This is a genomic window from Agrococcus terreus (genome assembly GCF_014645235.1).
GTDB lineage: Bacteria > Actinomycetota > Actinomycetes > Actinomycetales > Microbacteriaceae > Agrococcus > Agrococcus terreus.
The window spans coordinates 631,154-651,473 of the sequence record NZ_BMLM01000001.1; the positions used below are offsets into that span (position 1 = coordinate 631,154).

At 74.0% G+C, this 20,320-nt stretch carries 15 protein-coding genes and 1 riboswitch; of the genes, 9 read left to right on the forward strand and 6 right to left on the reverse strand.

Features of this window, described 5'->3' with window-relative positions; translation table 11 throughout:
• The first annotated feature begins 20 nt into the window (after positions 1-20).
• The 3 genes from IEW90_RS13790 (at position 21) to IEW90_RS03150 (ending at position 7,515) form a co-directional block, all read left to right on the forward strand.
• Complete coding sequence (locus IEW90_RS13790) at positions 21-2,291, forward strand: collagen-like triple helix repeat-containing protein (RefSeq protein ID WP_229679467.1); 2,271 nt, start codon at positions 21-23, stop codon at positions 2,289-2,291.
• A 118-nt stretch (positions 2,292-2,409) separates the two neighbouring features.
• On the forward strand, positions 2,410-4,020 hold the full coding sequence (locus IEW90_RS03145; RefSeq protein ID WP_188715936.1) for a DNA polymerase Y family protein: 1,611 nt from the start codon (positions 2,410-2,412) through the stop codon (positions 4,018-4,020).
• A gap of 105 nt (positions 4,021-4,125) precedes the next feature.
• Entirely contained in the window at positions 4,126-7,515 is a 3,390-nt protein-coding gene (locus IEW90_RS03150) for an error-prone DNA polymerase (RefSeq protein WP_188715937.1), read from the forward strand.
• 60 nt (positions 7,516-7,575) lie between these two features.
• On the opposite strand, the gene IEW90_RS03155 is transcribed toward IEW90_RS03150, so the two are convergent.
• From IEW90_RS03155 to IEW90_RS03165, 3 genes are all read right to left on the reverse strand, one after another.
• Positions 7,576-10,104, reverse strand: a complete 2,529-nt coding sequence (locus IEW90_RS03155; protein ID WP_188715938.1) for an ExeM/NucH family extracellular endonuclease — start codon at positions 10,102-10,104, stop codon at positions 7,576-7,578.
• 123 nt (positions 10,105-10,227) lie between these two features.
• Positions 10,228-11,082 carry a formyltetrahydrofolate deformylase gene (purU, locus tag IEW90_RS03160; protein ID WP_188718007.1) on the reverse strand — a complete coding sequence of 285 codons (855 nt, stop codon included), beginning with the start codon at positions 11,080-11,082 and terminating at the stop codon, positions 10,228-10,230.
• A 6-nt stretch (positions 11,083-11,088) separates the two neighbouring features.
• Positions 11,089-11,388 carry a DivIVA domain-containing protein gene (locus IEW90_RS03165; RefSeq protein ID WP_188718008.1) on the reverse strand — a complete coding sequence of 100 codons (300 nt, stop codon included), beginning with the start codon at positions 11,386-11,388 and terminating at the stop codon, positions 11,089-11,091.
• Between the two features lie 43 nt (positions 11,389-11,431).
• Here IEW90_RS03165 and IEW90_RS03170 point away from each other — a divergent pair, with 43 nt between their 5' ends.
• A complete protein-coding gene (locus IEW90_RS03170) occupies positions 11,432-12,661 on the forward strand; it encodes an MFS transporter (RefSeq protein ID WP_188715939.1) in 1,230 nt (409 codons plus the stop codon).
• 5 nt (positions 12,662-12,666) lie between these two features.
• On the opposite strand, the gene solA is transcribed toward IEW90_RS03170, so the two are convergent.
• Positions 12,667-13,851, reverse strand: a complete 1,185-nt coding sequence (gene solA, locus IEW90_RS03175; protein WP_188715941.1) for an N-methyl-L-tryptophan oxidase — start codon at positions 13,849-13,851, stop codon at positions 12,667-12,669.
• A gap of 160 nt (positions 13,852-14,011) precedes the next feature.
• A riboswitch (ZMP/ZTP riboswitch) is annotated at positions 14,012-14,090 on the forward strand.
• A 51-nt stretch (positions 14,091-14,141) separates the two neighbouring features.
• On the opposite strand from solA, the gene glyA reads away from it, so the two are divergent.
• On the forward strand, positions 14,142-15,473 hold the full coding sequence (gene glyA / locus IEW90_RS03180; protein WP_308421849.1) for a serine hydroxymethyltransferase: 1,332 nt from the start codon (positions 14,142-14,144) through the stop codon (positions 15,471-15,473).
• The gene (locus IEW90_RS03185) at positions 15,470-16,357 is read left to right on the forward strand and encodes a bifunctional methylenetetrahydrofolate dehydrogenase/methenyltetrahydrofolate cyclohydrolase (RefSeq protein ID WP_188715945.1); all 888 of its coding nucleotides are present in this window, start codon (positions 15,470-15,472) and stop codon (positions 16,355-16,357) included. The genes glyA and IEW90_RS03185 overlap by 4 nt, the downstream gene beginning before the upstream one ends.
• 269 nt (positions 16,358-16,626) lie before the next feature.
• Here IEW90_RS03185 and IEW90_RS03190 read toward each other — a convergent pair whose 3' ends face one another.
• Together IEW90_RS03190 and IEW90_RS03195 are read right to left on the reverse strand one after the other, a co-directional pair.
• A complete protein-coding gene (locus IEW90_RS03190) occupies positions 16,627-17,121 on the reverse strand; it encodes an SRPBCC domain-containing protein (RefSeq protein WP_188715948.1) in 495 nt (164 codons plus the stop codon).
• Between the two features lie 83 nt (positions 17,122-17,204).
• On the reverse strand, positions 17,205-17,744 hold the full coding sequence (locus tag IEW90_RS03195; protein ID WP_188715949.1) for a gamma carbonic anhydrase family protein: 540 nt from the start codon (positions 17,742-17,744) through the stop codon (positions 17,205-17,207).
• 63 nt (positions 17,745-17,807) lie between these two features.
• On the opposite strand from IEW90_RS03195, the gene IEW90_RS03200 reads away from it, so the two are divergent.
• The 3 genes from IEW90_RS03200 to IEW90_RS03210 all read left to right on the forward strand — a co-directional run bounded on the left by IEW90_RS03200 (position 17,808) and on the right by IEW90_RS03210 (position 20,259).
• Entirely contained in the window at positions 17,808-18,185 is a 378-nt protein-coding gene (locus IEW90_RS03200; RefSeq protein WP_188715951.1) for an A1S_2505 family phage non-structural protein, read from the forward strand.
• A gap of 191 nt (positions 18,186-18,376) precedes the next feature.
• Complete coding sequence (locus tag IEW90_RS03205) at positions 18,377-19,282, forward strand: carbohydrate ABC transporter permease (protein ID WP_188715953.1); 906 nt, start codon at positions 18,377-18,379, stop codon at positions 19,280-19,282.
• On the forward strand, positions 19,279-20,259 hold the full coding sequence (locus tag IEW90_RS03210; RefSeq protein WP_188715956.1) for a carbohydrate ABC transporter permease: 981 nt from the start codon (positions 19,279-19,281) through the stop codon (positions 20,257-20,259). Before IEW90_RS03205 ends, IEW90_RS03210 begins: the two co-directional genes overlap by 4 nt.
• Positions 20,260-20,320: the final 61 nt, after the last annotated feature.

A 20,320-nucleotide genomic window follows, 5' to 3' on the forward strand; every position in this document is an offset into this window, starting at 1 on the left:
AGTCGAAAGGGAATGGAACCATGAACAAGCTCGCAGTGCGGGCGCTGTACGTGACAGCGCTCGCGGGAGGCCTCTGGGCCGCAGGCACCGGCGTCGCCAGTGCCGCAGGGACCGACGACCACGGCGGCGTCGGATCGGAGAACCAGGCGGTGGTGGGCGTCTCGCTGCCGATCACCATCGGCGGCAACGCCGTCGGCGTCGCCGGCGACGCGTCGTCGACCGGCGCATCATCGGAGTCGTCGGCCACGCAGCCGTCGGCGGGCGTCTCGACCTCGGGCCTCGACGGCCTGCTGTCGGGGAACGCCGCACTCGTGTCGGTCGCCGCACCGGTGACGGTCTCGGGCAACGCGATCGGCGTCGCCGGCGACGCGACCAGCCACGGCTCCGAGGCGACGTCCTCGAGCAGCGGCTCGAGCGGCCCCGCGACCACCTCGGGCGACGACGGCATCGCCTCGGGCATCCAGGGCGTCATCGACGTCGCGGCGCCCGTGACGGTCTCGGGCAACGCGATCGGCGTGCTCGGCGACGCGACGAGCGAGGGCTCGGAGGCCACGGCCTCCAGCAGCTCGGGCTCGAGCGGCACGGCGACCACCTCGGGCGACGACGGCTTGCTGTCGGGCACGCAGGTGCTCGGCGACGTGGCGGCGCCGATCGTCGTCGGCGGCAACGCCGTCGGCGTGCTCGGCGACGCGTCGAGCGAGGGCTCGTCGACGGGCGCGGAGGCGTCGACCGGCGGCTCGACCGGCTCGACCTCCGGCGACGACGGGCTGCTCTCGGGCGGCCTGCTCGACCTCGACGCGGTCGCGCCGGTGGTCGTCGGCGGCAACGCCGTCGGCGTCGCGGGCGACGCGTGGAGCGAGGGCTCGCTCGCGTCGTCGGAGGCGACGACCGGCTCCGGTTCGGGCTCGTCGAGCTCGGGCGATGACGGCATCCTCGGCGGCATCGTCGGCGACGTCGACGCTGCGGCGCCCATCACGGTCGGCGGCAACGCGGTCGGCGTGGTCGGCGACGCGGTGAGCGAGGGCTCGACCTCGGGGTCGATGACGGGTTCGACGGGTTCGGGCTCGTCGAGCTCGGGCGATGACGGCGTCCTCGGCGGCCTGGTGGGCGACGTCGACGCTGCGGCGCCCATCACGGTCGGCGGGAACGCTGTCGGCGTGGTCGGCGACGCGGTGAGCGAGGGCTCGACCTCGGGGTCGATGACGGGTTCGACGGGTTCGGGCTCGTCGAGCTCGGGCGATGACGGCATCCTCGGCGGCATCGTCGGCGACGTCGACGCTGCGGCGCCCATCACGGTCGGCGGGAACGCTGTCGGCGTGATCGGCGACGCCGTGAGCGAGGGCTCGACCTCGGGCTCGATGACGGGTTCGACGGGTTCGGGCTCGTCCAGCACGGGCGATGATGGCCTGCTCGACGGCATCGTCGGCGACGTGGATGTCGCGGCTCCGATCACGGTCGGCGGGAACGCTGTCGGCGTGGTCGGCGACGCGGTGAGCGAGGGCTCGACGTCGGGTTCGACGACGATGCCCGGCAGCGGTTCGGGTTCGGTCGGGACCGGTGGTGATGGCCTCCTCGGTGGGATCGTCGGCGACGTCGACGTGCAGCTGCCCGTGACGGTCGGCGGCAACGCGGTCGGCGTGGTCGGTGACGCGGTGAGCGAGGGCTCGACGTCGGGTTCGACGACGATGCCCGGCAGCGGTTCGGGTTCGGTCGGGACCGGTGGTGATGGCCTCCTCGGTGGCATCGTCGGGGACATCGGCGTCCAGCTGCCCATCGTGGTGGGCTGCAACGCGGTCGGCATCCTGGGAGACGCGGGGTCGGGCGACTGCGCCGCGGCCGCTGAGCCGGGTACGCCCGGTGAGCCCGGCACGCCCGGTGAGCCGGGTACGCCCGGTGAGCCCGGCACGCCCGGTGAGCCCGGCACGCCCGGTGAGCCGGGTACGCCCGGTGAGCCCGGCACGCCCGGTGAGCCGGGTGCGCCCGGTGAGCCCGGCACGCCCGGTGAGCCGGGTACGCCTGGTGAGCCCGGTGCGCCCGGTGAGCCGGGCACGCCTGGTGAGCCCGGTGCGCCCGGCATGCCGGGTGAGCCCGGTGGGCCCGGTGAGCCGGGGTCCGAGATGGACGACCCGAAGGCCGACCTGCCCGTGCAGCGCGACGCCTCCGCGGGTGCGGAGGCGATGCTGCCGCAGACCGGCGCCTCGGTGACCGGTCTGCTGCTGCCCGCCCTCGCGCTGCTGCTGCTCGGCGCGATGCTGACGCTCGTCGGTCGCCGCACGCGGTCGACGCGGTGATGCTCGGCAGCTGATCCACGGCCTGGCGCGGGATGCCCGAGCGGCATCCCGCGCCTCGCCGCGCCACGCCGCACGGCGGTGGCTTGCGCAGGATCGAACGTATGTTCGATCATGGACCGTGGGGATCGAGCAGACGAGCAGCACCACCCGGCCGGCACGGCCGGGCGCGGCGTCGACGTCGCCGAGGCGCCCGGGCGGGCGGCGGCTCGGCGTGCTGCGGGTGCCGGACTGGCCGGTGGTGGTGGCCCGGCAGACGGGCGCGCTGCCCGCCGGTGGCGCATCGGGCGCGCCTGGCGCCGTGGTGCACGCGCTGCGCATCGTCGCGTGCGACGAGGGCGCCAGGGCAGACGGCGTGCGGCCCGGCATGCGGGTGCGCGACGCGCAGGCGGCGTCGCCGATGCTCGCGCTCGCCCCCGCCGACCCGGTCGGCGAGGCCCTCGCGTTCGAGCGGGTGCTGCGCGCGGTGCTCGCGGTCGTGCCCGTCGCGGAGCCGATCGGCGACGGCGGCCTCGTCCTCCGGATGCGCGGCGCGAGCCGCTTCTACGGCTCCGAGCCCCGCGCGCTCGAGGCGCTGCGGGAGGCGCTCGCGCCGCTCGGGCTGCAGGTGGCGCTCGGGGTCGCCGACGACCGGTTCGCGGCCGAGCTCGCCGCCGCCGCGGGCGGCGCATCGGGCGGCGCCGCGATCGTGCCGCCCGGCGGCAGCGCGGCCTTCCTCGCGGGCCTCCCGGTCTCCGTGCTCGGCGACGGCGAGCTGCCCGGCATGCTCCACCGGCTCGGCGTGCACACGCTGGGCGGGTTCGCGCAGCTGCCCGAGGCGAGCGTGCGCGACCGCTTCGGCGAGGCCGGCCTCGTGGCGCTCGCCCGTGCGCGGGGGCTCGACGACCGAGGGGTCGACGATCCGGGCATCGGCGAGGAGCGGGTGCTGCGGCTCGAGTTCGAGCCCGGCATCGAGGGCACGGCGGAGCTCGCGCTCGCGGTGCGCGAGCCCGTCGAGCGGTTCGTGCGGCAGCTCGCCGAGGCGCGCCTCGTGTGCAGCGAGATCCGCATCGTGCTGCGCGGCGAGGAGGGCCGCATCAGCGAGCGGCTGTGGCGCCAGCCCGGCTTCCTGCGCGCGCCCGACATCGTCGACCGGATGCGGTGGCAGCTGGCCGAGAGCGACCTCGGCTCGGCGCTCGTCGAGGTGCAGGCGCTGCCCGAGCGGCTCGACCAGGACGCCGAGCACATGCCGGGCCTGTGGGGCGGCGGGGGCATCGACGACCGCGCGAAGCACGCGCTCGAGCGGCTGCAGGGCATGCTCGGCCGCGAGGCGGTGCTCACCGCGGCGCCCGGTGGCGGGCGGCTGCTCGCCGAGCGCGGCGTGCTCACGCCCTGGGGCGACGCGCCGGCGGTGCGGGCGCAAGGGCCGTGGCCGGGTGCGCTCCCGCCGCCGCGCCCCGCGACCGTCTTCCGGCCGCCGCTGCCGGTGCGGCTGCTCGGCGAGGCGGGCGAGCCCGTCGAGGCCGCGGTGCTCGACGCGCGCGAGGGCGCGCCCGTCCGGTTCGCGCCGCCCGCATCCGGGGCGCCCTCATCCGGACCGCGCCGCGTGGTGGCGTGGGCGGGGCCGTGGCCCATCCGGCGGCGCGAGCTCGGCGACGTCGTGCACCGCATCCAGCTGCTCGACGGCGAGGGCGACGCGTGGGTGCTGCTGCACGCTGACGGCGCCTGGCTCGCGGAGGGCTGCTACACGTGACCGCCCGATCTCGACCGGGCCAGCGGTCGGGCATCGAGCTGAGGTGGATGCCCGACCGGCTGGCCGGTTGAGACCAGGACCAGGACAAGGGGGAGAGGAGGAGCGATGGCCGGTTGGAACAACCCGGCGATGCCCTGGCGCGAGCTCGAGGGCATCCTGTCCGACCGCGACGTCGGCTCCGGGCGCGCGGCGGGACCCGCGGCGGCCGAGGCCGACGACGCGCGGCGACCGCGCGTCCGCGTGCCGGCCGCGGGCGCCGCGACCCCCTATGCCGAGCTGCACGCGCACTCCCACTACTCGTTCCTCGACGGCGCCTCGAGCCCCGCCGAGCTCGTGAACGAGGCGCGCGCGCTCGGGCTCGAGGCGCTCGCGCTCGTCGACCACGACGGCCTCTACGGCGCGGTCCGGTTCGCCGAGGCCGCGGCGGAGGCCGGGCTGCCGACCGTCCTCGGCACCGAGTTCTCGCTCGGCCTCTCGGCACCGCAGAACGGCGTGCCCGACCCCGAGGGCAGCCACCTCGTGGCGCTCGCGACCGGTCCGAGCGGCTACTCGGCGCTCGCGACGGCGCTCACCGACGGCTACCTCGCCGTCGACCGCTACGGCGAGCCGGGCGAGAAGGGCCGGCCGGTCTTCGAGCTCGAGCGGCTCGCCGAGACGGCGCGCGGCGAGTGGCTCGTGCTCTCCGGATGCCGGAAGGGTGCGGTGCGCCAGGCGCTCGAGGCGGGTGGGGCGGATGCCGCGCGCGCCGAGCTCGACCGGCTCGTCGCGCTCTTCGGCCGCGACCGCGTCGTCGTCGAGCTGAGCGACGTCGGCGACCCGCGCGACTTCGAGCGCAACCGCGCCCTCGCGGGGCTCGCCGGCGACCTCCGGCTGCGCGCGATCGCCACGACGAACGCCCACATCGCCTCCCCGCGCCGCCAGCACCTCGGCGACGCCGTCGCCGCCGTGCGCGCCCGCCGCTCCATCGACGAGCTCGACGCCTGGCTGCCCGCGGGCGGCGTGCCGTCGCTGCGCTCGGGCGCCGTCATGGCGCGCCGCTTCGCCGCCTTCCCGGGCGTCGTCGCCGAGGCGGCCGCGCTCGGCCGCGAGCTCGCCTTCGACCTGCGCGCCGCATCCCCGCGACTGCCCGCCACCGAGGTGCCCGAGGGGCACACGCAGATGTCGTGGCTGCGATCGCTCGTCGCCGAGCGCCTCCCGCGCGTCTACCCGACCGCCGACGGCCGCGTCGAGGAGCACGTGGCCCGCCGGCTCGACCACGAGCTGGGACTCATCGAGCAGAAGGGCTTCGCCGGCTACTTCCTCATCGTCTTCGAGATCGCCGACTTCGCGCACTCCCGCGGCATCCTCTGCCAGGGGCGCGGCAGCGCCGTGGCGAGCGCCGTCTGCTTCATCCTCGGCATCACGGCCGTCGACCCGATCCTCTACCGGCTGCCCTTCGAGCGCTTCATCTCGATGATGCGCGAGGAGGAGCCCGACATCGACATCGACTTCGACGCCGGCCGCCGCGAGGAGGTCATCCAGCACGTCTACGAGCGCTACGGCCGCCGCAACGCCGCGCAGGTCGCGAACGTCATCACCTATCGGCCGAAGTCGGCGGTGCGGGATGCGGCGAAGGCGCTCGGCTACGCGGTCGGGCAGCAGAACGCGTGGTCGAAGTCGGTCGAGTCGTACTCGAGGCCCGACGTGGAGGGCATCCCGCAGGAGGTCACCGACCTCGCGGGCGAGCTGCTCCACGCCCCGCGCCACCTCGGCATCCACTCGGGCGGCATGGTGCTCACCGAGGAGCCGGTCGGCGGCGTCTGCCCCATCGAGCCGGCCCGCATGGAGGGCCGCACGGTGCTGCAGTGGGACAAGGACGACTGCGAGTGGATGGGGCTCGTGAAGTTCGACCTGCTGGGCCTCGGCATGCTCGGCGCGCTCTCGCACACGCTCGACCTCGCGGCCGAGCACACGGGGGAGCGGTGGACGCTCGCGACGATCCCCGCCGAGGAGGCGGGCGTCTACGACATGCTCTGCGAGGGGGATGCGGTGGGCGTCTTCCAGGTGGAGTCGCGCGCCCAGATGGCGACCCTGCCGCGGCTGAAGCCGCGCTGCTTCTACGACCTCGTGGTCGAGATCGCGCTCATCCGCCCCGGCCCCATCCAGGGCGACGCCGTGCACCCGTACCTGCGCCGACGCGCGGGCACCGAGCCGATCACGTACGCGCATCCGCTGCTCGTGCCCGTGCTCGAGCGCACCCTCGGGGTGCCGCTCTTCCAGGAGCAGCTCATGCAGATGTCGGTCGCCGTCGGCGGCTTCGACGCGGGCGAGGCCGATCAGCTGCGGCGCGCCATCGGCTCGAAGCGCTCGAAGGAGCGCATCGAGGCGCTGAAGGCGAAGCTGTTCGAGGGCATGGCGGCGAACGGCATCGCGCCCGACGTGGGCGAGGCGATCTACCGCAAGATCGAGGCGTTCGCGGGCTTCGGCTTCGCGGAGTCGCACTCGCTCGCGTTCGGCAAGCTCGTCTACGCCTCCTCCTGGTTGAAGCTGCACTACCCGGCGGCGTTCCTCGCGGGGCTGCTGCGCAGCCAGCCGATGGGCTTCTGGTCGTCGGCGTCGCTCGTCGCCGACGCCGCCCGGCACGGGGTGGAGACGCTCCGGCCGTGCGTCGTGCGCTCGGGCGCCGAGGCGGGCCTCGAGGTGCACGGCGAGCGCCGTGCCGGCGACCTCTCGTGCCTCGACCGCGTGCAGCCGCCCGTGCCGCGCGAGGCGACCGAGACGCGGCGGATGCGCGAGCGGCACCGCCGGGACGCGGGCCTCGCGGTGCGGATGGGCCTCACCGAGGTCGCGGGCCTCGGTGCGGCGTCGGCGGCGCGGATCGTGGCGGCGCGGGAGGAGCGGCCGCTGCGCGACCTGCACGACCTCGCCCGCCGCGCCGAGCTCGACCGCGGCGAGCTGGAGGCGCTCGCGACGGCGGGCGCGCTCGAGGCGCTGGGCGTCGGCCGCCGCGAGGGGCTGTGGCTCGCCGGGCCCGCCTCGACCGAGCGGGAGGACCAGCTCGAGGGCTCGCAGGTGTCGCTCGAGGTGCCGCTGCTGCCGCTGCTCACGGCCGAGGAGCAGGTTGCGCTCGACGTGTGGTCGACGGGCGTCGCGACCGACGACCATCCGGTGCGGCACGCGCGGGCGATGCTCGACGCGCGCGGCGTGCTGCCCATCGAGTCGCTCGCGCGCGCCGAGCCCGGCCGTCGCATCGAGGCCGCCGGCATCGTCACGCACCGGCAGCGCCCGCGCACCGCGCAGGGCGTCACCTTCATGAACCTCGAGGACGAGACGGGGATGCTCAACGTCATCGTCTCGAAGGGGCTGTGGATGCACGCGCGGCAGGTCGCGCGGCACGCGCCCGCGCTCGTGGTGCGGGGGATGCTGCAGCGCACGCCCGAGGGGGTGGTGGCGCTGCTCGCCGACCGGCTCGACCGCTTCGACGTGCCGAGCCCGCGCTCGCGCGACTTCCAGTGATGCGGCGAGGGCCCCGCCTCGAGCCTCGCGGCTCGGGACGCGGCCCTCGTCAGGGGCGGATCAGCGGACGAAGGGGCCGCCGCGGGGGCCCTTCCCCTTGCCGGGGTGGCCGCCTTCGCCGAACACCGGGTGGTTCGAGCCGTGGCCGGGGTGGTCGTCGCCGTGCACCGGGTGCCCGCCGCCCGTGCCTGGGCCGGGGACCTCGGGCTCGTCGGCAGTCAGGTCGAGGCCGATGACGACGGCATCGTGGTCGCTGGCGCGGTAGGGGTCGGGCGCGAAGAGCGCGTCCTGCGCCGGCTGCTTGAACTGCATCGAGTAGTCGATGAGGCTCACCTCGTCGGCGTTCGCGTGCCACGCCTCGGTGCCCACGACGTGCGGCGCGAGCGCCTCGTCGGCCAGGCCGTAGTCGAGCGTGCCGAGCATCCCGTCGAAGACGTACGTGTACGCCTCGTCGCCCTGGAACGCCTCGAGCAGGTCGGTCCAGCCGGCCGCCTCGAGCGTCGTGATCGGGTCCTCGTTCGCGTAGGAGTTGAGGTCGCCGATGATGAGCGAGCCGTCTGCGCCCGCACCGGTCGGGTCGCCGGCCAGCCAGTCGGCGAGCGCGGCGGCCGCCTGGGTGCGGACGGCGTTGCAGTTGCCCTGCTCCGGCGTGCCGGAGTCGCCCTCGCACGCCGAGCCCTTCGACTTCAGGTGGTTCACCGCGACGGTGAGCACCTGGTCGCTCGCGAGGTCGACGAACGACTGCGCGAGGGCGGGGCGGTTGCGGGAGGTGTCGAAGCGCGGGTCGACGGTCTCGTCGAGCACGGCGTGCTCGCCGGCCGGCGCGACGAGCGCGGGCTGGTAGATGAGCGCGGTCGTGATCTCGTCGGTCCCGAGGTCGCCGGTCTCGATGCCGGCCCAGCGGTCGGCGTCGTCGGCCTCGGCGTTCAGCGCCGCGACGAGCGTGTCGAGGGCTGCGCCGTCGTTGTTCTCGATCTCGAGCAGGCCCACGATCGCGGAGTCGAGCTCGGTGATCGCGGCGACGATCTTCGCCTCCTGGCGCTCGAGCTCCTCGGCGGTGATGGCGCCGCGGCTGCCGAGCGTCGTGAAGTAGTTCAGCACGTTGAACGACGAGACCTCGAGCGTGGCGCCCTCGATCGACGGCGCCGCGGGGCGCTCGTTGACGGCCGCGTAGGTGCCGGCTCCCGTGGGCTGGATCGCCCAGGTGTCGAAGCGGTAGTCGAGCACGCCGGTGATGCCGGTGATCGTGTCGCCGCCGCGGAACCCGTTCTCGAGGGTGAACTCCTCGAGGTTGCCGGGGTGGATGGCCGGGTCGGGGTTCTGCGACGAGCGGCCGTCGTCGATCGTGATGCGATTCGCGGCGTTCGCCGTGGCGATGGCGGCGGCCTGGGCCGAGCCGGGCGCGGCGACCTGCGTCGGCTGGAACTGGCGGTCGGTGCCCACGACGACCTGGCCGTATCGGCCGTAGTCGTAGTACTCGAGGATCGACAGCTCCTGCGGGAGCGTGACGAGCATGCTCTCGAAGCGCTCGTGGTCGTCGATCGGCAGCTCGAGCTCGACGGGGGCGATGACCGGTCCGGCCTCGCCGCAGTCGACGATCGTGGCGCTCGCCAGCTGCGTCATGCCGAAGTGCTCGGTCGCGGTGCCCGTGACCTGCACGAGATCGCCGGCCGAGACGTCGGGGGCGCCGGGCGCGTAGACGAAGATGCCGTCGCTCGTGGCGGGGTCGCCGTCGCCGGCGTCCTGCACGGTGATGCCGTTGAAGCCGCCGCTCTGGTGGTCGCCGGTCACGGTGCCGCGGATGGTGACAGCCTGGCCCGAGACCGGGGTGGACGCACCCGAGCCCTGGACGGATCCGATGGTGACGGCGTCGGCGTCGCAGGTGCCGACGACGGGCGGCTCCTCATCGCCGGGGTCGCCCGCCTCGACGATGCGGTTCGGTGCGCCGGGGGTGTGGAAGGCCTCGCCGGCCTCGGGCGTACCGGGGCGGTCGGGCAGGCCGGCGCCGTGGAAGTCGTTGCGCACCCAGTCGCTGGGGCTGTCGGTGTCGGTGCCGTCGGCGATGCGGCTCGCGCCGCCGACGGTCGCGCCGCGCCCGTCGAAGTCCCGCTCGAGGACGGTGCCCCAGGCGAGGTCGCTCGCGCCGCCGTCGTGCACGCCGACGGCGTCGACGACCGTGAACGCGAGGCCGGCGTCGAGCTGGCCGTCCTTGTCGCCGTCGACGACGGTGCCCGCCGCGGGCGCGTCGCCCTCGACGAGCAGGAACGAGGCGGAGCCGTTCTGGATGCCGTTGACCGGGTACTGGACGACGGCGAAGCCCTCGGCGTTCGCGGCCGGGACGGCGTCGGCGCGCAGCACCTTGCCCTGGTTGCTGTTCTCGTCGCCCTCGACGATGACGATCGAATGGCCGGAGAGGTCGGTGCCGGGGGCGGCGAGCACCTCGACGAACTCGTGCGCGTCGGTGCCGTCGATGTCGGCGTTGAACTCGTTGATGACCGGTGGCTCGGCCGCGTGTGCGGGTGCCGCGACGAGCCCGGTCAGGGCGATCGCGACAGCCGAACCGGCGCCGAGCAGCGTGCGTGCGTGCATGGTTCCACTCCGTCGGGGTGCAGGGGGTCGTTCGCCAACCTAGCGATCCCCTGTGACGCGTGCCCGGCGTGTCGGTGAACAGCGCGTGTCGAAGTGGAACGGATCTCCGACCGCTGCCGCTCGTCAGCGGAAGATGATGGTGCGCTGCCCGTCGAGCAGCACGCGGTCCTCCGCGAACCACTGCACGGCACGCGAGAGCGTGCGCGACTCCTCGTCCTGGCCGATCGCGATGAGCTGCGCGGGCGTCGCCGCGTGGTCGACGCGCACGACCTCCTGCTCGATGATCGGCCCCTCGTCGAGGTCGGGCGTCACGAAGTGCGCCGTCGCGCCGATGAGCTTCACGCCGCGCGCGTGCGCCTGCCGGTACGGGTTCGCGCCCTTGAAGCCGGGGAGGAAGGAGTGGTGGATGTTGATGACGCGGCCCTCGAGCGCGGCGCACAGGTCTGGCGAGAGCACCTGCATGTAGCGGGCGAGCACGACGAGCTCGATGCCCTCGGCCTCGACGACCTCGAGCACGCGGCGCTCGAACGCGGCCTTCGACTCGGCGTCGGTGACGGGCGCGTGCTCGAAGGGCACGTCGTAGAACGCGGCGAGCGAGCCGAGGTCGGGGTGGTTCGACATGACGAGCGGGATCTCGACGGAGAGCTGGCCCGCGCGCTGCCGGAAGAGCATGTCGTTGAGGCAGTGCGCGGCCTTCGAGACCAGCACGAGCGTCTTCAGCGGGCGGCCGACGTCGTCGAGCTGCCACTGCATCCCGTACCGCTCGACCACGGGCGCGAGGCGCGCCTCGAAGTCGGCGCGCGAGGCCTCGGCCTCGACCTGCAGCCGCATGAAGAAGCGGTCGGTGTCGGCGGACGAGAACTGCTGCGACTCGGTGATGTTGCCGCCGCAGTCGACGATCGCGCCCGAGATCGCGTGCACGATGCCGGGCTGGTCGTCGCACACGAACGAGAGGATCCAGTGGTTCGCGGTCACCAGGAGATCCTACGAGGCGGCGGAGCCTCCGGATGCGCGGCGCTCGTGAGCGCGGAGGGTCGCCTCGAGGCGGGCCAGGAAGTCGTCGACCGGCAGCATCGCGTAGCCCTCGCGGAAGCGCGTCGTCGTGAAGGACGCCGAGGCGACGTCGTCGGCGAGCAGGTCGATCGCGTCGCCGTCGCCCTCGAGGTGGCCGCGGAGGGTGCCGACGGCGCGGTCGAGGAGGTCGTCCACCTCGTCCTGCTCGTAGCCGGCGGAGAGCCGGGTCGAACCGAAGCGGACATGGACGATGTCGTCGGGGGTCAGCACGACGCGAGCATAGGCGCGCGGCCCGCGGCTAGGCTGTCCCGTCGTGAGCGGGCAGGCGACGGAGCAGCGGCGCGAGGCCCCTGCGCGCTTCCCGATGGCGGCGCTGCTCGTGCTGGCGCTCGCGATCTTCACGAACATCACGGTCGAGATGCTGCCGATGGGCCTCCTGCTGCCCATGAGCCGCGAGCTCGGCGTCGCCGAGAGCGCCGTGGGGCTGCTCGTGACGATCTTCGCGTTCACCGTCGTCGCCTCGTCGACGACGCTCATCCGGCTCACGCGGCGCGTGCCGCGGCACCTGCTCGTCGTCACGGTGCTGCTCGTGTTCGCGGGCTCCGCCTTCGGCTCGGCGCTCGCGCCCGACTACGGATGGTCGATCGCCTTCCGCGTGCTCGGCGGCCTCGCGCACGGCATCTTCTGGACGGTCGTCGGCGCCTACGCCGCCTACCTCGTGCCGCCGCAGCAGCTGGCGCGGGCTGTCGCGATCACCTCGGCGGGCGGCTCGTTCGCCTACGTGCTCGGCCTGCCGCTCGCGACCCTGCTCGGCCAGCTCGTCGGCTGGCGCTGGTCGTTCGCGCTGTTCGGCATCGTCTGCCTCGCGGTCGCGGCGGCGGTGTGGCGGCTGCTGCCGGCCGTCGACCACCTGAAGGACCAGGCGACGACCTCCACCGGATCCATCGCCCTCCCCATCCCGGAGCCCGGCAAGAGCGTGCGGGGCGTCGCGATCGCGATCGTCTCGACCACGGTCGTGATGCTCGGCCAGTACGCGATGTACACCTACGTGTCGCCGTTCCTCGTGCAGCACGCGGGCCTGCCGGAGTCGTGGCTCTCGCCCGCGCTGTTCGCCTACGGTGCCGTCGGCGCAGCCGCGGTGCTCGCGATCGCCCTGTGGCTCGGCCGCCGGCCCACCGCCTCGACGCTCTCGATGATGGCCGCCGGCATCGCGGCGATGGCGGTGCTCGGCGCCGCAGGGAGCCTGCCGCTCACGTTCGCGGCGGTGCTGGTGTGGGGCTTCGCGCTCGGCGCTCTGCCGGCCCTGCTGCAGACGCGGCAGCTGCAGGCGACGCCGGAGCGGCTGCTCCAGCAGGCGACCGCCTGGTACACGACCGGCTTCAACGTCGGCATCGGCGGCGGCGCGCTGCTGGGCGCGCTCGTGCTCGACGGCGTCGGCATCCAGGCGCTCCCGTGGGTGCTGTGCGCGGGCCTCGTCGTGGCGCTCGTGCTCGTCGGCGGCGACGTGCTCGCCGGCCGCCGGCGCGCCCGCGCCGCAGGCTGAGCGCCTCAGCCGAGGGCGAGCGAGCCGCGCGGCTCCGCGCCGCCGAAGCGCGCGGGATCGAGGAACCAGACGTCGGTCGCGGTCGCCCCGTCGAGCGCGAGCTCGGCCGCGACCGCGCCGAGCGACGACGCCATCTTGAAGCCGTGCCCCGAGAAGCCCGCGGCGACGACGACGCCCGGCATGCCGGGCACCGCGCCCACGACGCCGTCGCCGTCCTCCGTGTAGCCGTCGGCGCAGACCGCGATCCGCACCGGGTCGGGCACGAGGCTCGGCAGGAGCTCACGCACCCACGACCGCACGGGGTCGATGTGGTGGGGGTCCCAGGCGATCGGCCGCTCCATCGACGGCACCTCGTCCATGTAGACGCTGCCGGCGACCTTCACCGTGAAGCCGTCGGCGCTCGGGAAGCCGTAGAAGCGCGCGCGGTCGGCGCGGCCCTCCTCCTCGGAGCGGCGCATGAACACCGGCTGGTCCTCGCGGGTGAAGGCGCCGGGCTCGCGCACCGGGAACCACGTGAGCACCTGCGGGCGGATGCCGAGCCGGATCCCGAGCGACGACAGCAGCGCCCCCGCGCCGGTGCCGGGGGAGAGGATGACGCGGTCGGCGACGACCTCGTCGCGGTCGGTGCGCACGAGCCAGCGGTCGCCGTGCGGCTCGACGACGAGCGCCTTCCGGTCGCCGAGGAACGCGGCGCCGAGCCGCTCGGCCTCGGCGAGCGCCGCGACGACGGCCCTCTCCGAGCTGAGGTAGCCGCCGGCGGGGTCGAAGACGGTGACATCGCCGTCGCGGATGACGTGCTCGGGGTAGCGCGCGCGGGCCTCGTCGCCGCGGAGCAGCTCGTGCGGGTAGCCGTGCGCCTCGCCGGCGGCGAGCAGCGGGCCGAGCGCGGGGTTGTGCTCGTCGTAGATGGTGACGGCGCCGCCGGCGGTGTGGAGGAGGGAGGCGCCGCTGCGCTCCTCGAGCTCGCGCCACAGCGCCTCGGCGCGGTCGAGCAGCGGCGCGTAGTGGCCGCCCTCGACGTAGACCTTGCGGAACAGTCGCGACTCGCCGCCGTAGCCCGAGAACGGTCCGGGGATCGAGAACCGGTCGATGCCGACCACGCGGAGCCCGCGGGCGGCCGCCTGCCAGGCCGCCATGCTGCCGACCGAGCCGGCGCCGACCACCACCACATCCGTCTCGAGCGCTGCCACCGGGACTCCCTGCCGTCAGATCGTAAGATTGTCTACGACCGATCGTAGGGGATCGGGGGGACGCGTCGAGCACCGGTCCGTGGTCGCCGCCGCGGCCGGCCGATCCGTGTGACGGCGCGAGACCCGGATCCCTCCCGCAGCGCATCCCGGCGGCTACGATGGACCCGGCCGTGACTGGCGCATTGGTGGAGCACCACCGGGGAGCGGCCGATCACGAGCCGCGCGCCTGGGCGACACCGCAGTGTCCATCCCCGATGTGCGCCGCCCGTGCGCGAAGCGAAGGAGCACCCGTGACCGACCGCCTGCCCAGCACGTTCAACGCCCCCCTCGCCGAGGTCGATCCCGAGATCGCCGCGGTGCTCCAGCAGGAGCTGGACCGCCAGCGCGACTACCTCGAGATGATCGCGAGCGAGAACTTCGTGCCCGTCGCCGTCCTCGAGTCGGCCGGCTCCGTGCTCACGAACAAGTACGCCGAAGGCTACCCCGGCCGCCGCTACTACGGCGGCTGCGAGTACGTCGACGTCGCCGAGTCGCTCGCGATCGAGCGCGCGAAGGCCCTGTTCGGCTCGAAGCACGCCAACGTGCAGCCGCACTCGGGCGCCTCGGCCAACGCGGCCGTGCTGCACGCGATCGCCCGCCCCGGCGACACCATCCTCGGCCTCTCGCTCGACCACGGCGGCCACCTCACGCACGGCATGAAGATCAACTTCTCGGGCCGCCTCTACGACATCGTCGCCTACGGCGTCGACGCCGAGACGAGCCGCGTCGACATGGACGAGGTGCGCCGCCTCGCCGTCGAGCACAAGCCCAAGGTGATCATCGCCGGCTGGTCGGCCTACCCCCGCCAGCTCGACTTCGAGGCCTTCCGCGCGATCGCCGACGAGGTCGGCGCGCTGCTGTGGGTCGACATGGCGCACTTCGCGGGCCTCGTCGCCGCGGGCCTCCACCCGAGCCCCGTGCCGCACGCGCACGTCGTCTCGTCGACGGTGCACAAGACCATCGGCGGCCCCCGCTCGGGCTTCATCCTCACGAACGACGACGACATCGCCAAGACGCTGAACTCGGCCGTCTTCCCGGGCCAGCAGGGCGGCCCGCTCATGCACGTCATCGCCGCCAAGGCGACGGCGTTCAAGCTCGCCGCCACCGAGGAGTTCAAGGAGCGCCAGGAGCGCACCATCCGCGGCGCGCAGATCCTCGCCGAGCGCCTGCAGCAGCAGGACGTGGCGGATGCGGGCATCTCGGTGCGCTCGGGCGGCACCGACGTGCACCTCGTGCTCGTCGACCTCCGCGACGCCGCGATCGACGGCAAGCAGGCCGAGGACCTCCTGCACGAGATCCGCATCACGGTCAACCGCAACGCGGTCCCGAACGACCCGCGCCCGCCGATGGTGACGTCGGGCCTCCGCATCGGCACGCCCGCGCTCGCGACGCGCGGCTTCGGCGACGAGGAGTTCACCGAGGTCGCCGACGTGATCGCGCTCGCGCTGCAGCCGGGCGCCGACCTCGCCGCGCTCCGGGACCGCGTCGCTGCGCTCGCCGGCGCGTTCCCGCTCTACCCGGGCGTCGGCCCCTCGGGCCAGCCGGCCGTCGAGCACGAGCTGCCCTCGAGCATCCAGGCGTGACCGCGCGCGTCCTCGACGGGGTCGCGACCGCGGCCGCCGTCAAGGACGAGCTCCGGGCACGGGTGGCGGCGCTGCGCGAGCGCGGCGCCGCCCCCGGTCTGGGCACGCTCCTCGTGGGCGACGACCCGGCGAGCGCCTCCTACGTGCGCGGCAAGCACCGCGACTGCGCCGAGGTGGGCATCGCGTCGATCGAGGCGACCCTGCCCGCCGATGCGTCGCAGGCCGACGTCGCGGCCGCGATCGCGGCGCTGAACGCCGACCCGCGCGTCACCGGGTTCCTGGTGCAGCTGCCGCTGCCTCCCGGCATCGACGAGCGCGCGTGCCTCGAGCTCGTCGACCCCGCGAAGGACGCCGACGGCCTCCACCCCACGAACCTCGGGCGGCTCGTGCTCGGCGTCGACGGCCCCATCGCGTCGCCCCTGCCATGCACGCCCGCCGGCATCGTCGAGCTGCTCGCCCGGCACGGGGTGCCGCTCGAGGGCGCGCACGTCGCGGTCATCGGCCGCGGCCTCACGGTCGGCCGGCCGCTCGGCCTGCTGCTGACGCGCCGCGGCATCGACGCGACGGTCACGCTCTGCCATTCCCGCACGCCCGACCTCGCGGCGCGCGTGCGCGAGGCGGACGTCGTCGTCGCCGCCGTCGGCCGGCCCGGGCTCGTGCGCGCCGACTGGGTGCGGCCGGGCGCCGCCGTGCTCGACGTCGGCATCACCCGCGGCCCGTCGGTGCCCGGCTCGTCGAAGGTGCGCCTGCTCGGCGACGTCGACCCCGCGGTCGACGCGGTGGCCGGCTGGCGCTCGCCGGTGCCGGGCGGGGTCGGCCCCATGACGCGCGTCATGCTGCTCGCCAACGTCGTCGCGATGGCCGAGGCGGCGCTCCGCCCCTGACCGCAACGCGGCCGCCCTGCTCCCTGTGGTGCTGGTCGCTACGGCGCTGCTCGCTGTGGCGCTGCTCGCTGTGGCGCTGCTCGCTGTGGCGCTGCTCGCTGTGGTCACAGATGGCCCGCTTCGGCGCCGCGTCAGGGCGCTCTGTGACCACAGTCCCGCGCAGCTCGGCTCGCTGTGGTCGCAGAAGGCCCTCGCGGCGGCCGTCTGGGGGCGTTCTGTGACCACACCTCGCTCGCCTCGCGACGAGCGGCAGGAGCGCCGAGCCCGCGTCAGCGGGCGTAGGCGTCGCGGAGGGCGGGGTAGTAGTCGTCCCAGTCGGGCATCGGCGCGTCGGCCAGCGCCGCGACGAGCCGGTCGAGGTACCACTCCCAGCCGGTGGCGATGTCGGGCAGCTGCGCGAGCGGCAGGTCGTGCTGCGTGAAGCGGATGGTCGAGCCGCTGCCGGGCTCCGGCCCGCCGTCGACGACCTCCACCTCGAGGCTCCACGAGCCGCTCTCGTCGGTCGAGAGCACCGCGAGGTGCTCGGGCGCCGAGCAGTCGAGGATCTCGATCGCGCTCGTCGCGTCGCCCTCCTCGGCCGTCATCGACAGCACGACCTCCCCGGAGTCCGGATCGCCCGCGTACACGCCGAACCAGCGGCCGAGCTCGCGCGACTCCGTGAGGAACGGCCACACGGCGATCGCGTCGGCGTCGACGCGGCGCTCGAGCGTGAGCTCCGCGGCCTCGCCGTGGGGTGTGACCGTGCCGGTCGGCGTCTCGGGCATGCAGCTCCCTCCGGTGCCGCCGAGCCTACGCATGCGCGCTGTGCGACGCCAGAGGGCCGGGTCGCCGAGCCGACGGCGGTCCGTCAGCGGCCGTGGAACGCCTCGACGTACACCGCGATCCGCGCCGTGTAGGCGGATGCGTTGCGCGCGATCGCGTCGCGCTCGGCGTCGGTGGTCTCCCGTCGCACCTTGCCGGGCACGCCCGCGACGAGCGAGTTCGGCGGCACGACCATGCCCTCGGTGACGAGCGCGCCGGCCGCGATGAGCGAGCCGCTGCCGACGACGGCGCCGTTCATGATCGTCGCGTGCATCCCGATGAGCACGTCGTCCTCGATGGTGCAGCCGTGCACGACCGCGTTGTGGCCGATGGAGACGCGCTCGCCGATCGTGAGCGGGGAGCCGTGGTCGACGTGGAGCGAGCAGGAGTCCTGCACGTTGGAGTCGTCGCCGACCGCGATCGGCTCCTCCTCGGCGCGGAGGCTCGCACCGGGCCAGACGCTCACGCGCTCACCGAGCGACACCTGGCCGGCGATGACGGCCCCCGGCATGACGAGGGCCGACTTCGGCAGGTGCGGCACGTGGCCGGGCAGCGGGACGACGACGGCGCGCTCGTGGACGGTCATGGCGTCAGCGTACGCCCAGCCTCCGAGGTGCCGGCAGGCAGGCGCCGGTGGCAGGCTGGCGCCATGCGCACGTCCCCCGACCGCATCGAGCGGCTCGAGCCGCACGAGGTCTTCGTCTTCGGCTCGAACCGCGACGGCTCGCACGGCGCGGGCGCCGCGCGGCTCGCCGAGGAGCGGTTCGGCGCCGTGCCGGGGGAGGGGCGCGGGCACCACGGGCAGTCGTACGCGATCGTGACGATGAGCGGCATCGAGGTGATCCGCCGCGAGGTCGCGGCGTTCCTGGCGTACGCCGCCCAGCATCCCGAGCACGACTTCCTCGTCACCGAGCTCGGCTGCGGGATCGCCGGCTACGAGCCCGTGGACATCGCGCCGCTGCTGCGCGGCGCGGGCGAGAACGTGCTGCTGCCGCGCCGCTTCGCCGCGGTGCTCGCCGAGGCGTAGCACCGCGGGCTGGAGAAGCGCTCGTGCGCTTCTCCGAGAAGTGGGGTACCAAAGGACCAGCGGTGCTCCTGTCCCCCGACCGGGGAGCGGGCCCGCCGGACCGAGGAGGCCCCGTGTCGTCGACGACCGCAGCGCCCAGCGCAACCGCTCCACCGAAGGGCAGGCGCCGCGCGAAGCCGCCGCGTGTCCGCATGACGAAGCTCCAGCGCCGCGAGGCGATCGCGGGCTACCTGTTCATCTCGCCCTGGATCATCGGCTTCCTCGTCTTCACGCTCGGCGCGATGGTCTACAGCCTCGTCATCTCGTTCAGCCACTACCAGCTCGCCACCGACACCGCCCGCCCGGCCGGCCTCGCGAACTACCAGGCGCTCATCGAGGATCCGAAGATCGTCACGGCGCTCAGCAACACGCTCTACTACGCGGTGCTCGCTGTGCCCCTCGAGGTGGCGCTCGCGCTCGGCCTCGCGATGCTGCTGAACAGCGTCCGCCGCGGCGCAGGCTTCTTCCGCACGCTGTTCTACCTGCCCAAGATGACCCCGGTCGTCGCGACGGCCTCCGTGTTCCTGCTGCTGCTCAACGGCAGCCAGGGCGCCATCAACCGGGGCCTCGGCGCGCTCGGCATCGACGGGCCGCAGTGGCTGCTCGACCCCGCGTGGATCAAGCCGTCGATCGTGCTCATGACCCTGTGGGGCGTGGCGGGCACGATGGTGATCTTCCTCGCGGCGCTGCAGAACGTGCCGCGCGACCTCTACGAGGCGGCGCAGCTCGACGGCGCCGGCGCCTGGCGCCGCTTCTGGAACGTGACGCTGCCGCTCATCTCGCCCGCCGTGTTCTTCAACGTGCTCGTGCTCACGATCGCGGCGTTCCAGGTCTTCGACCAGGCCTACCTGCTCTTCCACCGCGACACCGCGCAGGGATCGTCGGATGCGTCGCTGTTCTACGCGATCTACCTGTTCCAGCAGGCGTTCCGGCAGTTCGACTTCGGCTTCGCCGCCGCGATGGCGTGGCTGCTGTTCGTCATCATCCTGCTCATCTCGATCGTGCAGATGAAGGTCGGCAACCGGTTCGTCCACTACGAGAGCGGGGACCCCCGATGAGCGCCGACCTGCAGGCTGGGCCCGTCCAGACGGGCATCGCGATCGCCGCCTCCGACGAGCCGGAGGAGCGCGCCGACGAGCGCCTCGGCCGGCGCCGTCCGCAGCGACGACGGCGGCGCGGTCCGGCGCTGACGCCGTGGGGCTGGGTGGGGCAGATCGTGCGCTGGGCGCTGCTGCTCGCCTGCTCGGCGCTGTTCCTCTACCCGTTCGCGTGGTTGCTCGCCGCGAGCTTCAAGCCGCGCGGCGAGGTGTTCGACAACCGGCTGATCCCGCAGACGTTCCAGCCCGAGAACTACGTGCAGGTGTTCAGCGAGCTGCCGCTGTTCGCGTGGCTGGGCAACAGCGTGCTCATCGCCCTGCTGGCCGCGACGTTCGTGACGATCTCGAGCTCGCTCGTCGCCTTCGGCTTCGCGTACTTCCGCTTCCCGGGACGGAACGTGCTCTTCGGCGTCGTGCTCGCGACGATGATGCTGCCGGGCGCCGTGACGCTCGTGCCGCAGTACCTCATCTGGAACCAGCTGGGCTTCGTGGGCACGAACGTGCCGCTCTGGGGCGCGACGCTGTTCGGCTCGGCGTTCTACATCTTCCTGCAGCGGCAGTTCTTCCTCAGCCTGCCGCGCGACCTGTTCGAGGCCGCCCGGCTCGACGGGCTGAACGCGTGGGGGCAGTTCTGGCGCATCGCCTTCCCGCTGTCGGTGCCGTCGTTCGTGATCGTGTTCCTGTTCGAGTTCCAGTCGAGCTGGAACAACCTGCAGGCCGCGCTCATCTACCTCAACGCCGGCTCGCCCGAGGCCTACACGGTGCCGCTCGGCATCGCGAGCGCGATGACGAAGTACAGCCCCGCAACCGGCGGCCAGGGCGACTACCAGTACGTCATGGTGGCGGCGCTCATCGTCACGCTGCCGATGCTCATCCTCTTCGCGTTCGGGCAGCGCTCGTTCATCGAGGGCATCGCCACCACCGGCACGAAGGGCTGAAGGGCACGAGCCGGACACGACGGAGGGGGCGGATGCATCGCATCCGCCCCCTCCGTCGTGC

Bases quoted from the DNA above. Each gene is read 5' to 3' on its own strand.
- IEW90_RS13790 (WP_229679467.1), top strand. From the start codon at position 21: ATGAACAAGCTCGCAGTGCGGGCGCTGTACGTGACAGCGCTCGCGGGA.
- IEW90_RS03150 (WP_188715937.1), top strand. From the start codon at position 4,126: ATGGCCGGTTGGAACAACCCGGCGATGCCCTGGCGCGAGCTCGAGGGC.
- IEW90_RS03155 (WP_188715938.1), bottom strand. From the start codon at position 10,104: ATGCACGCACGCACGCTGCTCGGCGCCGGTTCGGCTGTCGCGATCGCC.
- IEW90_RS03190 (WP_188715948.1), bottom strand. From the start codon at position 17,121: ATGCCCGAGACGCCGACCGGCACGGTCACACCCCACGGCGAGGCCGCG.
- IEW90_RS03195 (WP_188715949.1), bottom strand. From the start codon at position 17,744: ATGACCGTCCACGAGCGCGCCGTCGTCGTCCCGCTGCCCGGCCACGTG.
- IEW90_RS03200 (WP_188715951.1), top strand. From the start codon at position 17,808: ATGCGCACGTCCCCCGACCGCATCGAGCGGCTCGAGCCGCACGAGGTC.
- IEW90_RS03205 (WP_188715953.1), top strand. From the start codon at position 18,377: ATGACGAAGCTCCAGCGCCGCGAGGCGATCGCGGGCTACCTGTTCATC.
- IEW90_RS03210 (WP_188715956.1), top strand. From the start codon at position 19,279: ATGAGCGCCGACCTGCAGGCTGGGCCCGTCCAGACGGGCATCGCGATC.